This window comes from Modestobacter sp. VKM Ac-2986 (assembly GCF_026967795.1).
Lineage (GTDB): Bacteria > Actinomycetota > Actinomycetes > Mycobacteriales > Geodermatophilaceae > Modestobacter.
On the sequence record NZ_JAPVBH010000004.1, the window covers coordinates 457,889 to 470,361 of the forward strand.

At 74.1% G+C, this 12,473-nt stretch carries 11 protein-coding genes; 3 read left to right on the forward strand and 8 right to left on the reverse strand.

What is annotated here, in order from left to right; translation table 11 throughout:
• Nucleotides 1-89: 89 nt before the first annotated feature.
• Nucleotides 90-1,172: a BMP family lipoprotein gene (locus tag O2W14_RS13250; protein ID WP_269176566.1), complete on the reverse strand. Its 1,083-nt coding sequence runs from the start codon at nucleotides 1,170-1,172 to the stop codon at nucleotides 90-92.
• 303 nt (nucleotides 1,173-1,475) lie between these two features.
• On the opposite strand from O2W14_RS13250, the gene O2W14_RS13255 reads away from it, so the two are divergent.
• Nucleotides 1,476-2,774, forward strand: a complete 1,299-nt coding sequence (locus O2W14_RS13255; RefSeq protein WP_269176567.1) for a D-alanyl-D-alanine carboxypeptidase family protein — start codon at nucleotides 1,476-1,478, stop codon at nucleotides 2,772-2,774.
• Here the strand turns inward: O2W14_RS13255 and O2W14_RS13260 are convergent.
• The 4 genes from O2W14_RS13260 to hisC are packed head-to-tail and all read right to left on the reverse strand — an operon-like array spanning nucleotide 2,737 to nucleotide 6,669.
• Nucleotides 2,737-3,846, reverse strand: a complete 1,110-nt coding sequence (locus O2W14_RS13260) for a YihY/virulence factor BrkB family protein (RefSeq protein WP_269176568.1) — start codon at nucleotides 3,844-3,846, stop codon at nucleotides 2,737-2,739. The two genes, O2W14_RS13255 and O2W14_RS13260, sit on opposite strands and share 38 nt — an antisense overlap.
• Nucleotides 3,847-3,904: 58 nt before the next feature.
• Nucleotides 3,905-4,495 carry a 2'-5' RNA ligase family protein gene (locus O2W14_RS13265; protein ID WP_269176569.1) on the reverse strand — a complete coding sequence of 197 codons (591 nt, stop codon included), beginning with the start codon at nucleotides 4,493-4,495 and terminating at the stop codon, nucleotides 3,905-3,907.
• Nucleotides 4,492-5,517, reverse strand: coding sequence for a tryptophan--tRNA ligase (gene trpS / locus O2W14_RS13270; protein ID WP_442928839.1), 1,026 nt, complete (start codon nucleotides 5,515-5,517; stop codon nucleotides 4,492-4,494). The genes O2W14_RS13265 and trpS overlap by 4 nt, the downstream gene beginning before the upstream one ends.
• A gap of 27 nt (nucleotides 5,518-5,544) precedes the next feature.
• The gene (gene hisC / locus O2W14_RS13275) at nucleotides 5,545-6,669 is read right to left on the reverse strand and encodes a histidinol-phosphate transaminase (protein ID WP_269176571.1); all 1,125 of its coding nucleotides are present in this window, start codon (nucleotides 6,667-6,669) and stop codon (nucleotides 5,545-5,547) included.
• A 62-nt stretch (nucleotides 6,670-6,731) separates the two neighbouring features.
• On the opposite strand from hisC, the gene galE reads away from it, so the two are divergent.
• Nucleotides 6,732-7,685: a UDP-glucose 4-epimerase GalE gene (galE, locus tag O2W14_RS13280; RefSeq protein ID WP_269176572.1), complete on the forward strand. Its 954-nt coding sequence runs from the start codon at nucleotides 6,732-6,734 to the stop codon at nucleotides 7,683-7,685.
• A 37-nt stretch (nucleotides 7,686-7,722) separates the two neighbouring features.
• Here galE and O2W14_RS13285 read toward each other — a convergent pair whose 3' ends face one another.
• Complete coding sequence (locus O2W14_RS13285) at nucleotides 7,723-9,048, reverse strand: hemolysin family protein (protein ID WP_269176573.1); 1,326 nt, start codon at nucleotides 9,046-9,048, stop codon at nucleotides 7,723-7,725.
• Nucleotides 9,049-9,241: 193 nt separating this feature from the next.
• Here O2W14_RS13285 and O2W14_RS13290 point away from each other — a divergent pair, with 193 nt between their 5' ends.
• A complete protein-coding gene (locus O2W14_RS13290) occupies nucleotides 9,242-10,063 on the forward strand; it encodes a CAP domain-containing protein (RefSeq protein WP_269176574.1) in 822 nt (273 codons plus the stop codon).
• A 127-nt stretch (nucleotides 10,064-10,190) separates the two neighbouring features.
• Here the strand turns inward: O2W14_RS13290 and O2W14_RS13295 are convergent, their stop codons facing one another.
• Together O2W14_RS13295 and mdh are read right to left on the reverse strand one after the other, a co-directional pair.
• Nucleotides 10,191-11,405 (reverse strand): NADP-dependent isocitrate dehydrogenase, encoded by a 1,215-nt coding sequence (locus O2W14_RS13295; protein WP_269176575.1) that lies wholly within the window; start codon nucleotides 11,403-11,405, stop codon nucleotides 10,191-10,193.
• Between the two features lie 81 nt (nucleotides 11,406-11,486).
• A complete protein-coding gene (gene mdh / locus O2W14_RS13300; protein ID WP_269176576.1) occupies nucleotides 11,487-12,440 on the reverse strand; it encodes a malate dehydrogenase in 954 nt (317 codons plus the stop codon).
• Nucleotides 12,441-12,473 lie beyond the last annotated feature (33 nt).

The window sequence follows — 12,473 nt, forward strand, 5'->3', positions numbered from 1 at the left end:
CGCGCAGACGGTACACACGGAAAACGGCGGGCCGGCTGGCGTGTACCGCCACCCGACCCGCCGCCTCCGCAGCGATCAGCGTGCGTCGATCAGGGAGCCGTGGGGACCGTGATCGTGCCGGCGGTGATCTGCGCGGCGTACTCGTCGATCTGGGGCTTGATGTCGTCGATGAACCCGCCGGTGGTCGACAGGCCGACGCCCTCGGTGGAGAGGTCGTTGACGATGTCGCTGCCGCCGGTGATCGAGCCCTCGCTGAAGTCGGTGATGAACCCCTGCACGGCGTTGTCGACCCGCTTGAGCATCGAGGTCATGATCACGGCCTTCTGGGCCGGGTCGTCGACGGTCTCGTACTGGTCGGAGTCGACACCGATCGCACGCTTGCCGGAGGCGGCGGCGGCGGTGAAGACACCACCACCGGAGGCGCCGGCGGCGTGGTAGATGATGTCGGCGCCGGCGTCGAAGATGCCCTGGGCCACGATCTGGCCGCGTGCGGGGTCGGCGAAACCGGAGAAGTCACCGGCCGGGGAGATGTACTGGACGTCGACCTGGATGCCCGGCTTGGCGGCCTCGGCACCGGCCGCGAAGCCGGCCTGGAAGGTCTGGATCAGCGGGGTCTCCACGCCACCGACGAAGCCCACGTGGTTCGCGGTGGACTTCAGCGCCGCGGCGGCTCCGGCGAGGAACGAGCCCTGCTCGGAGGCGAACTGCAGGCCGGTCACGTTGCCGGCGCCCAGCGGCTGGCCGTCGGGGCCGACGCCGCTGGAGTCGACGATCGCGAAGGTCGTGTCCGGGAACTCGCTGGCGATGTCGCCGATGATGTCGCCGTAGGCGAACCCGACCGCGATGACCGGGTTGAAGCCCTGCTCGGCCAGCTGCGAGAGCAGCTCGGGCCGGTTGGAGGCGTCCTCGTTGGGGGTGAGGTCGCGCAGCTCGCCGCCGAGCTCGTTGACCGCGTTCTCCATGCCCGCGAAGGCGGAGTCGTTGAACGAGTTGTCGCCGCGGCCGCCGGTGTCGTAGGCCAGGCCGACCTTCAGGGCGGCGCCACTGGCGCTGCCGCCGGCGCTGCCGCTGCTGGCGGTGCCGCCGCTGGTCTCGTCACTGGCACAGGCCGACAGGGCCATGCCACCGGCCAGCAGCAGTGCTGCGGCCTTCATCCCACGCGCTCGGCGCAAGACGCTCTCCTCTCTCAGAGGGCGCGCCCGACGGTCGTCGGCCGCGCCCCGGTGCGGTGTGTGGTGCAGCTCCCCGCCGTCGGCGTACCGCTGGTCGAGCGGTGCGCCGTGGCGACGGCGACCCAGGCACGCTAACTGCGGCCCCGGTCGACATGACCCCCCGGAGAACGGATAGAGACCCGATCGTTGCCAACGGGCGACACCACGGACACACCGGACGCCGATGCGTGAGACGGGGCGCACACCTGGTGGGCGGACCGGTCCGTCCGGGCCCTCCCGCGCGCGGCGGGTTAGCGTCCGGTCATGCGCCTGTCCCCGCCGCTGCGCCGACGAGCCGCCGTGCTGCTCGTGGCCGGGGCCGTGACGCTCGGCCCGGCCGGCCCCGCCGCCGCCCAGGGCGCCGGGCTGGCGGTCGACCCGTCGGCCCCCACGCCGACCGCCCCCTTCGCCGGTCCCCCGCCGCAGGGGGCCGCCCCCGACGGCAGCACCGTGGGCGGGGCCGCGCTGGCCACCCGCGACCTGGTGACCGTGCCCGGCGCCCCGCCGCTGCCCGAGGGCATCGACGCCCGCGGCTGGCTGGTCGCCGACGCCGGTACCGGCCAGGTGCTCGGCGCGCGCGACCCGCACGGGCGCTACTACCCGGCGAGCACGCTGAAGACCCTCACCCTGCTCACCCTGGCGCCGGTGCTCGACCGGGGGCAGGTCGTCGAGGGCACCACCGAGGACGAGGCGATGGAGGGCAGCCGGGTCGGGCTGGTGCGCGGCGGCCGGTACCCGGTCGACCTGCTGTTCCGGGCGCTGGTGATGCAGTCGGGCAACGACGCGGCCAACGCCCTGGCCCGCACCGCCGGCGGGGTGCCGGCCACGCTCGCCGCGATGAACCGCACGGCCGCCGAGCTGGGCGCCTTCGACACCGTCGCGGGCACGCCGTCCGGGCTCGACGTCGCCGGGCAGTCCTCCTCGCCCTACGACCTGGCGCTGATCATGCGCCGGCTGGTCGAGGACCCCTACGCCCGCGACGTGCTGCAGACCCGGGTCGCCGACATCCCCGGCGTGCCCGGGAGGGCCCTGGGCTACCAGATCCAGAACCAGGACACCCTGCTCGCCGACTACCCCGGCACGCTGGGCGGCAAGACCGGGTTCACCGACGCCGCCCGGCACACCTTCGTCGCCGCGGTCGAGCGGGACGGCCGGCGACTGGTGGTCAGCCTGATGCAGGCCGAGCGCCGTCCGGTGCACGAGCTGGAGCAGGCGGAGCGGCTGCTGGACTGGGGCTTCGCCACCCCGGCGGCGGCGGGCGGGGTGGGCCGGCTGGTCGACCCCGCGGAGGCCGCACGGCTCACCGCCCCGCCGCCGAGCCCGACCCCGACCCGCGCCGCCCCGAGCGCGGTGGCCGCGGCGCCGACCCCTCCCCCGGTGACGGCTCCCCAGGTCGCGACCCGGTCCGTGGAGAGCCCGCTGGTGCCGGTCGGTCTCGCCGTCGGGGCACTCGCGGTCGTGACCGCCACGTTGGTGGGGCGGCACCGGGCGCGGCGGCGGCCGGTGCCGGCACCCGGTGGTGCGGTCAGGCGTCCTCCGACGGGTGCCGGCGACCCGCGCTGACCGCCCGCCGGCCGGCCAGCCGGGGGGCCAGCCGGCTGCCCACCGCCCCCGCCACCACGCCGGCGCCCAGCAGGCCCAGCGCCAGCCGCACCGGTGACGGGCCGGGGCCGCGCTCGTCGACCCGCGCCACCTCCGGCAGCGGGGTCGGCCCGGCCGGCCCGGACGGGACGAGGGTGGAGGCGTGCTCGATCGAGCGGATGGTCGCCGTCCACGAGGCGGTGAAGAAGGCGAACCGCGCGACGACGTTGATCCACACGACCAGCCCGACGAAGCTGCCGAGGGTCTGCGCGGTCACGTTCTGCCCGATCCGGCCCAGATACCAGTTGCCGACCAGCTTGAGCACCTCGAACCCGACCGCCCCGAAGACCGCCCCGGGCAGCAGCTGCCGGACGCCGAAGGGGTTGTCGGGCACGCCCTTGAGCACCCAGAGGAAGACCAGGGTGTCCCCCACCAGCGCCAGCCCGATCGCCAGGCCACCGGTGAGCAGGGAGGAGCCGGGCTGCTCGGCCAGGCCCAGCAGGTCCAGCACCCGGGACGACGCGGCGGTGGCGCCGGCGGTCAGCGCGATGCTCAGCGCCCCGGCCGCACCGAGACCGAGCAGGGCGCCGAGGTCCTTGAGCCGGTCGCCCAGGAAGTCGGGCGGGTCGGGTCGGCCGCGCCAGACGACGTCCATGCCGACCCGCAGCTTGTCCATCGCGCCCAGCCCGACGAGCAGGAAGCCGGCCAGGCCGACCAGCCCGAAGGTGCCGGCGCTGTCGACCGCGCCGTTGACCTGGTCGGCCAGCTGACGGCCGGTGTCACCGGGCACCGCGTCGCGGATGCCGGACACCAGCTGGTCCTCCAGCAGCGGGTCCCCGCGCAGCACGAAGCCGGCCACCGCGGCCACCAGCAGCAGGACCGGGAAGAGCGCCAGGAACACGTAGTAGGTGACCCCGGCGGCCAGGACGTCGCCCTGGGCCCGGTTGTAGTGCCCGCCGGCGTGCACCAGGTGGTCCAGCCACGGACGGCGGTCGCGCTGGCGCCGCAGCAGCCCCTTGGCGGCGCCGACGACGCGGCCGATCGGGTTGCTCACCGGGCCGAGTCTGGCCGGTGGACCCGGCCGGCGCCCGGCCGGGACCGCGCCGGAGGGGTCAGCGGGGGGTGCCGGTGAGGCGGTACTCGGCGGCCACGGCCCAGGCCCCGTCGGGCAGCTGCTCGAACTCGGTGAACGCCTCGACCCGGAACTCCGTGTGCAGGTCGGCCAGCCCCTCGGCGGCCATGTCCAGCATCTCCGTCGGGACGTCGTGGGCCACGGTGACGTGCGGGTGGTACGGGAAGCTCAGCGACCGGGTCAGCGGGCCGGAGCGCACCGCGGCGGCCAGCAGCTCGCAGTCGACCCCGCCCCGGGCGACCGTGAGGAAGACGACCTCGGAGACCGGCCGGAAGGTGCCGGTGCCGGTCAGGTGGATGTCGAAGGGCGGGTGGGTCGCCGCGACCTGCTCCAGGTGCATCCGGATGGCCGGGCGCTCACCGATCGGCACCTCGGTGGGCGGCAGCAGCGTGACGTGCGGGGGCACCAGGCTGGCCTGCGGGTCGCCGCACTTGCCGCGCCACTCGATCATCAGCTGGGCCAGCGGCTCGGGCAGCGACACGACCACCCCCAGCACGGAGGTGCCGGCCGAGATCGCGGTGCCCGGCCGGTGCACGAAGGTGTCGTCCGCGCGCAACGGTCGTCCGGTCACCGTGGTACCCCGCCCAGTGGCGGCAGGAAGCCGACCCGCTCGTACACGGTGGCCAGCGTCGGGGCGGCGACCTCCCGGGCCCGGGCGGCACCGGCGGCCAGCACCCGCTCCAGCTCGGCGGTGTCGGCCAGCAGCTCGGCGGTGCGCGCCTGCACCGGGGCGAGCGCCTCGGTGACGACCGCGGCGACCTCCTTCTTGAGGTCGCCGTAGCCGGAGCCGGCGAAGTGCTCCTCGAGCTCGGCGACGCTCTGCCCGGAGAAGGCGGAGTGGATGGTCAGCAGGTTGGTGACGCCGGGCTTGCCCACCGGGTCGGCGACGACCTTGCGGCCGGTGTCGGTCACCGCGGACCGGATCTTCTTGGCGGTGGCCTTGGCGTCGTCGAGCAGGTTGATGCAGCCGGCGTCGGGCAGGCTCTTGCTCATCTTCTTGCCCGGCGACTGCAGGTCCAGCACCTTCGCCGTCCCCTGCGGGATGTAGGGCTCGGGCAGGGTGAAGGTCGGCCCGTACCGGCTGTTGAAGCGGGTCGCCAGGTCGCGGGTCAGCTCCAGGTGCTGGCGCTGGTCCTCGCCCACCGGCACCCGGGCCGCCTGGTACAGGAGGATGTCGGCGGCCTGCAGGACCGGGTAGGTGAACAGCCCGACCGACGTCGGCCCGGCGCCCTCGCGGGTGCTCTTGTCCTTGAACTGGGTCATCCGGCTGGCCTCGCCGAACCCGGTGAGGCACTGCATGACCCAGCCCAGCTGCGCGTGCTCGGGCACGTGGCTCTGCACGAACAGCGCGCTGCGGTCGGGGTCGACGCCCAGGGCCAGCAGCTGCGCGGCCGAGACCAGCGTGCGGCGGCGGAGCACCGCCGGGTCCTGCTCGACGGTGATCGCGTGCAGGTCCACGACGCAGTAGAAGGCCTCGTGGTCGTCCTGGAGCGCCACCCACTGCCGCAGCGCACCGAGCAGGTTGCCGAGGTGGAAGGAGTCAGCCGTCGGCTGGATGCCGGACAGCACGCGGGGAGCAGGCACGCCCACCATCGAACCACGCGCCCCAGCGGTCACCGGTCAGGCTCCGGCGACACCGGCCGAGGCGCTGGTCAGGACCTCGTCCAGCGCGGCGAGGAAGACGTCGTCCTCGCCCTTGCTGCCCACGGTGACCCGCAGCCCCTCGCCGGGGAACGGGCGGGTGATCACCGCGCGCGCCTCCAGGGCCGCGGCGACCTCGACGGTGCGCTCGCCCAGCGGCAGCCAGACGAAGTTGGCCTGGCTGTCGGCGACGGCGACCCCGCGCGCACGCAGCTCCGCGGTGAGCCGGGTGCGCTCGGTGGTGACCGTGGCGACGCGCTCGCGGACCTCGTCCTCGCTGGCCAGCGCGGCGACCGCGGCGGCCTGGGCGAGGGTGGAGACGCTGAAGGGCACCAGCGTGCGGCGGACGGCGTCGGCCACGGCCGGGTCCTCGGCGATGAGGTAGCCGACCCGGAGCCCGGCCAGCCCCCACGCCTTGGAGAACGTGCGCAGCACGGCGACGTTGGGGCGCCCGCGCATCAGCTCGACGCCGTCGGGCACTCCTGCGTCGGTGACGAACTCGCGGTAGGCCTCGTCCAGCACGACCAGGGTGTCGGCGGGCACGGCGTCCAGGAACGTCTCCAGCTCCGCGCGGCGCACCGCCGTCCCGGTGGGGTTGTTCGGGTTGCAGACGAACACCAGCCGGGTGGTCTCGTCGACCGCGGCGGCCAGGGCGGTGAGGTCGAAGGTGTCCGCCGTCCCGCCCGGGGTGCCCGGGACCAGCGGCACCTGCTGGGTGCGCCCGCCGGCGACCTGGGCCAGCAGCGGGTACATCTCGAAGGAGCGCCAGCCGAAGGCGATGGCGGTGCCCGGGTCGACGAAGGCCTGGGTGAGCTGCTGGCAGACCGTCACCGCACCGCAGCCCAGGGCCAGCTGCCCCGGGTCGACGTCGTAGCGGTCGGCCAGCGCGCGGGTGAGCACCGCGGCGCCGTTGTCGGGGTACCGGGTGGTCTCGGCGGCGGTGGCGGCGATCGCGGCCAGGACGGCGGGCAGCGGCGGGAACGGCAGCTCGTTGCTGGCCAGCTTCACCGCCGTGGGCACACCGATCTCGCGGGCCAGGTCGGCGGCGTTGCGGCCGGGCCGGTAGGCCGGCATCGCGGCCACTGCGGGACGTGCGCTGACCACGAGGGGCTCCTCCTGCGCGCGGTGAGCCGCATCCCGGGCGGGGTGCTGTCTAGGCTCGCACCATGCGCGTTCTCGTCACCGGCGGAGCCGGGTACATCGGCAGCGTAGTCACCGCTGCCCTGCTGGAGTCCGGCCACGAGGTCACCGTCCTCGACGACCTGTCCACCGGGCACGAGGACGCCGTCCCCGCCGGTGCCCGCCTCGTGCAGGCCTCCCTGCACGACTCGGCGCCGGTGCTGGCCGAGGTGCGGCCCGAGGCGGTGCTGCACTTCGCCGCCAAGAGCCTCGTCGGGGAGAGCCAGGTCGCCCCGGAGCTGTACTGGCAGAACAACGTCGGGGGCTCCCTGGCGCTGCTGGAGGCCATGCGCGCCGCCGACTGCCGCCGCATCGTCTTCTCCTCCACCGCGGCCACCTACGGCGAGCCCGAGGAGGTGCCGATCCTGGAGACCGCGCCGACCCGGCCGACCAACACCTACGGCGCCAGCAAGCTCGCCGTCGACGCGATGCTGACCTCCTACGCCACCGCCTACGACTTCGCCGCGGTGAGCCTGCGGTACTTCAACGTCGGCGGCGCGGCCTACGGCGTCGGCGAGCGGCACGCCACCGAGACCCACCTCATCCCGATCGCCCTGCAGGTCGCCGCGGGCACCCGCGAGTCGCTCACCGTCTACGGGTCGGACTACCCGACGCCCGACGGCACCTGCATCCGCGACTACGTGCACGTCACCGACCTCGCCGCCGCGCACCTGCTGGCACTGCCCGCACCGGCGGCCGGTGAGCACCGCATCTACAACCTGGGCAGCGGCACCGGGTTCTCGGTGCAGGAGATGGTCGACGCCGTCCGCACCGTCACCGGGCACGAGCTGCCGGTGGTCATGGGCGAGCGCCGGGCCGGTGACCCCGCGCGCCTGGTGGCCAGCTCGGCGAAGATCCGGTCCGACCTCGGCTGGGTCCCGCAGCACACCGACCTGACCGAGATCGTCTCCGACGCCTGGTCGTTCGTGCAGTCCCGCTGAACCAGCCCGCCGCCCGGGCCGTGCCCGGGCGGCGGGGCTAGCCGGCCGCGACCTCGGTGGCGGCGTCCTCGTCGACCGGCTGCGGGGCGGCACCGACGGAGATGCGGGCGATCCGCCGGCCGTCGAGCTCCAGGACGGTGAGCGTGCGGCCCTCGACGGTGACGACGTCCCCGACCACGGGCAGCCGGCCCAACCGGGCGAGCACGAACCCGGCCACCGTCTCGTAGGGCCCCTCGGGCAGCTGCACGCCGGTGGCCCCGGCGAAGTCGTCGAGGTTGAGCAGCCCGTCGACCTCGTGCGGCCCCTCGGCCGGCTCGTCGGTGTCGGTGGTGACGTCGTCGTCGTACTCGTCGTAGATGTCGCCGATGACCTCCTCGATGAGGTCCTCGAGGGTGACGATGCCGTCGGTGCCGCCGTACTCGTCGACCACGATCGCGAAGTGCTGGTTCTCCCGGCGCATCCCCGACAGCGCGGTGAGCACCCCGACGGTGCCGGGCAGCCGCTTCACCTCGCGCGCCAGGTCGCCCACGGTCGCCGCGCGCCCGGCGGCGTGGGTGGGCAGGAACAGGTCGCGCACGTGCACGAAGCCCACCACGTCGTCCTCGCTGCGCCCGGCGACCGGGTACCGCGACCAGCTGGAGTCCGCGACCTGCCTGGCCGCGCGGCTGGCGGTCATCGAGGCGTCCAGGAAGTGGACCTCCGTGCGCGGGGTCATCACCTCGCGGACCTCGCGGTCACCGGCGCGGAAGACCTCGTCGATCAGCCGGCGCTCGTCGCTGGACAGCGACTCGTGCGCGGCGACCAGGTCGCGCAGCTCCTCCTGGCTGATCGACTCACCGCTGGCCTTCGGGTCCCCGCCCAGCAGCCGGACGAGCAGGTCGGTGGAGCGGGACAGGAACCAGATGATCGGGCGGAACAGCTTGGCGATCGCGTTCAGCGGGGCGGCGACGACCAGCGAGAAGCCCTCGGCGCGCTGCAGCGCCAGCCGCTTGGGGGTCAGCTCACCGACCACCAGCGACAGGTAGCTGATGACGATCGTGACCAGCACGAAGGCCAGCGGGTCGGCCACGCCCGGGCCGACGCCCCGGGCGACCAGGAACTCGGCCAGCGGGCCCGACAGCGTGCTCGCACCGAACGCGGCGGAGAAGAACCCGGCCAGGGTGACGCCGACCTGGACGGCGGCGAGGAACTGGTTCGGGTCACCCAGCAGCTTGTTGAGGGCCTGTCCGCGGCGGCCGGTCTCGGCCAGCGCGCGGACCTGCGACTCGCGGAGGGACACCAGGGCGATCTCGGCGCCGGAGAAGGCGCCACCGATCAGCACGAAGGCGAAGACCATGACGATGTTGAGCCAGACGTCGCTCACGAGCGGCGTGCTCCTCCAAGGGTGGGGTGCGCCGGGGACGTCCCCGACCGGTCCACGGTAGTGGCTGCGCCGGTGCGCGGCCCTCGGTCCTCAACGGCGGGCACCCGCCCGGGTGTTCCCGGCCCCGCCCACCGTGGCCCGCCGGCCGCCTACCCTTGCCCCGTACCGACCGGCCCGAGGCGAGGACCACAGCGTGCGCACCCTGCTGACCGCGCTCCCCCGGCGGGTGTGGCTGCCCCTGCTCGTCGCCCTCGCCGTGGCCACCGTCGCGCTGGGGGTCCTGCTGACCGGCTGGGACGACGCGGCGCCCCGGCCTGCCGCCGCACCGGCCCCCACGTCGTCGGCCGCGGCCACCCCCACCCCCGTGCCGTCGTCGTCGGCCGTCCCGCCGTCCTCGGCTCCGGCGACGTCGGCCGTCCCGGCGACGTCCGCTGCTCCGCCGTCCACCTCGGCCGCGCCGGTGACCACCGCCCGGGCCTCGACCACCCCGGCGCCGCGGAGCACCAGCCGCCCGCCGGCACCGGCCACCTCGACCCCGCCCGCACCTCCCCCGCCACCGGCCCCGGCCCCGCCACCCCCGCCACCCCCGCCGCCGCCACCCCCGCCGCCGCCCGCACGGGCCGCGCCCGCACCAGCCGCGCCCGGACCCGAGGGGCAGGTGCTCGCGCTGGTCAACGCCGCGCGCGCGGACGCCGGGTGCGGTCCGGTGACCGCGGACGGCGGGCTGGCCGGGGTGGCCCGCGCGCACAGCGCCGACATGCGGGACCGCGGCTACTTCTCCCACACCGACCCCGAGGGCCGCTCGCCGTTCGACCGCGCCGCGCAGGCGGGGGTCGGCAACGCGCGGGCGGAGAACATCGCCCGCGGCCAGCCCGACGCCGGCGCCGTCGTCCGCGCGTGGCTGGACAGCCCCGGCCACCGGCAGAACGTCCTGGAGTGCTCGTACTCGACGATGGGCCTGGGCGTGGCCACCGGCGCCGGCGGCCCCTGGTGGACCCAGCTCTTCGGCGTCTGACGCCCCGTCCCACGGGGACCACCTCGGGACGGTGACGGTCAGCGGGAGCCCGAGGTGGTCACCGGACCCGGACGCAGAGCGGCCCCCTCGACCGGGTGGTCGAGGGGGCCGCTGTGCGTGAGGAGGCCTACGCCATGGCCTTCTGCAGGTTGGCGTCGATGGCCGCCAGGAAGTCCTGGGTGGTCAGCCACGGGGCGTCCTTGCTGATCAGCAGGGCGAGGTCCTTGGTCATCTGACCGCTCTCGACGGTCTCGATGCAGACCCGCTCGAGGGTCTCGGCGAACCGGGTGACCTCGGGGGTGCCGTCGAGCACGCCACGGTGGGCCAGGCCCCGGGTCCAGGCGAAGATCGACGCGATCGGGTTCGTCGAGGTCTCCTTGCCGGCCTGGTGCTGGCGGTAGTGCCGGGTGACCGTGCCGTGCGCGGCCTCGGCCTCGACGGTCTTGCCGTCCGGGGTGGCCAGCACCGAGGTCATCAGGCCGAGGGAGCCGAAGCCCTGGGCCACGGTGTCGGACTGCACGTCACCGTCGTAGTTCTTGCACGCCCAGACGTAGCCGCCGTCCCACTTGAGGGAGGCCGCGACCATGTCGTCGATGAGCCGGTGCTCGTAGGTGATCCCGGCGGCGTCGAACTGCTCCTTGAACTCCGCCTGGAAGACCTCCTCGAAGATGTCCTTGAACCGGCCGTCGTAGGCCTTGAGGATCGTGTTCTTCGTGGACAGGTAGACCGGCAGGCCACGGTTGAGCCCGTAGTTCAGCGAGGCCCGCGCGAAGTCGTAGATCGACGCGTCGAGGTTGTACATCGACAGCGAGACACCGGCGCCCGGGGCCTGGAAGACCTCGCGCTCGATCGGCTCGCCGCCGTCCTCGGGGGTGAAGACGACCTTCAGCGTGCCCGCGGTGGGGAACGTGAAGTCGGTGGCGCGGTACTGGTCGCCGTAGGCGTGGCGGCCGATGATGATCGGCTTGGTCCAGCCCGGCACCAGGCGCGGCACGTTGGACATGATGATCGGCTCGCGGAAGATGACGCCGCCGAGGATGTTGCGGATCGTCCCGTTCGGGGAGCGCCACATCTTCTTCAGGCCGAACTCCTCGACCCGCGCCTCGTCCGGGGTGATCGTGGCGCACTTGACGCCCACGCCGTGCTGCTTGATGGCGTTGGCGGCGTCGATCGTGACCTGGTCGTCGGTCGCGTCGCGGTTCTCCATGCCCAGGTCGTAGTACTCGAGGTCGACGTCGAGGTACGGGAGGATCAGCTGGTCCTTGATGAACTGCCAGATGATGCGGGTCATCTCGTCGCCGTCGAGCTCGACGACCTTGCCCTCGACCTTGATCTTGCTCACGTGGTTCTCCCTTTTCGCTCATGGCCCCGCTGCAGGGTCCCGCCGCGAGCCTGCGAGCGGTGGGGGCAGCGGGGTCCTTCTTCAGAGGTCGGCTACGTCGGCCTGCTTGGAGCGCACGGCGTCCGCCGCCTCGCGCAGGCCTGCCAGCTCACTGTCGGACAGGTCGCCCTCGACGACCCTCCGGACACCCTCGCGGCCGATCTCGGCCTCGACCCCCAGGTAGACCCCGGAGATCCCGTACTCGCCGTCGACCCACGCGCACACCGGCATGACCGCACCGGAGTCCTCGATGACCGCGCGCGCCATGCGGGCAGCAGCGGCAGAGGGGGCGAAGTAGGCCGATCCGGTCTTCAGCAGCGCGACCACCTCGGCGCCGCCGTTGCGGGTGCGCTCCACCAGGTGCGCGATCCGGTCGGGGCTGAGCACGTCGGCCAGCGGGCGGCCGTCGACGGTGCAGCGCGAGGGGACGGGGACCATCGTGTCGCCGTGCGAGCCCAGCGTCAGGGTGCGCACCGAGCTCACCGGCACCCCCAGCTCCTCGGCCACGTTGTGGGTGAACCGGGCGGTGTCGAGCATCCCGGCCTGGCCCATCACGCGGCCGCGCGGGAAGCCGGTGGCCAGCTGGGCCAGCGCGGTCATCTCGTCCAGCGGGTTGGAGACCACGATGACCACCGCGTCGGGCGAGGTGCGCGCGACGTTCTCGGCGACCGTGCGCACGATGCCGGCGTTGGTCTCCAGGAGGTCCATCCGGCTCATCCCCGGCTTGCGCGGCAGCCCGGCGGTGATGACGACGACGTCGGAGTCCTCCGTGCCGTCGTAGGACCCACCGCCGACGCCCACGACCCGGGTGCCGAAGCCCTCGATGGCGCGCGACTGGTTGATGTCGAGCGCGAGCCCCTCGGGGCGGCCCTCCACGATGTCGGTGAGCACGACGCTGTCGAACACGTCGTACTCAGCCAGCCGCAGCGCGGTCGTCGAGCCGTAGAAGCCGGCACCGACGACGGTCACCTTGCCGTTCCGGGCCCGATCCGCCATGCCCGCCAACCTAGCCCGGGGCACGGTCGGGTG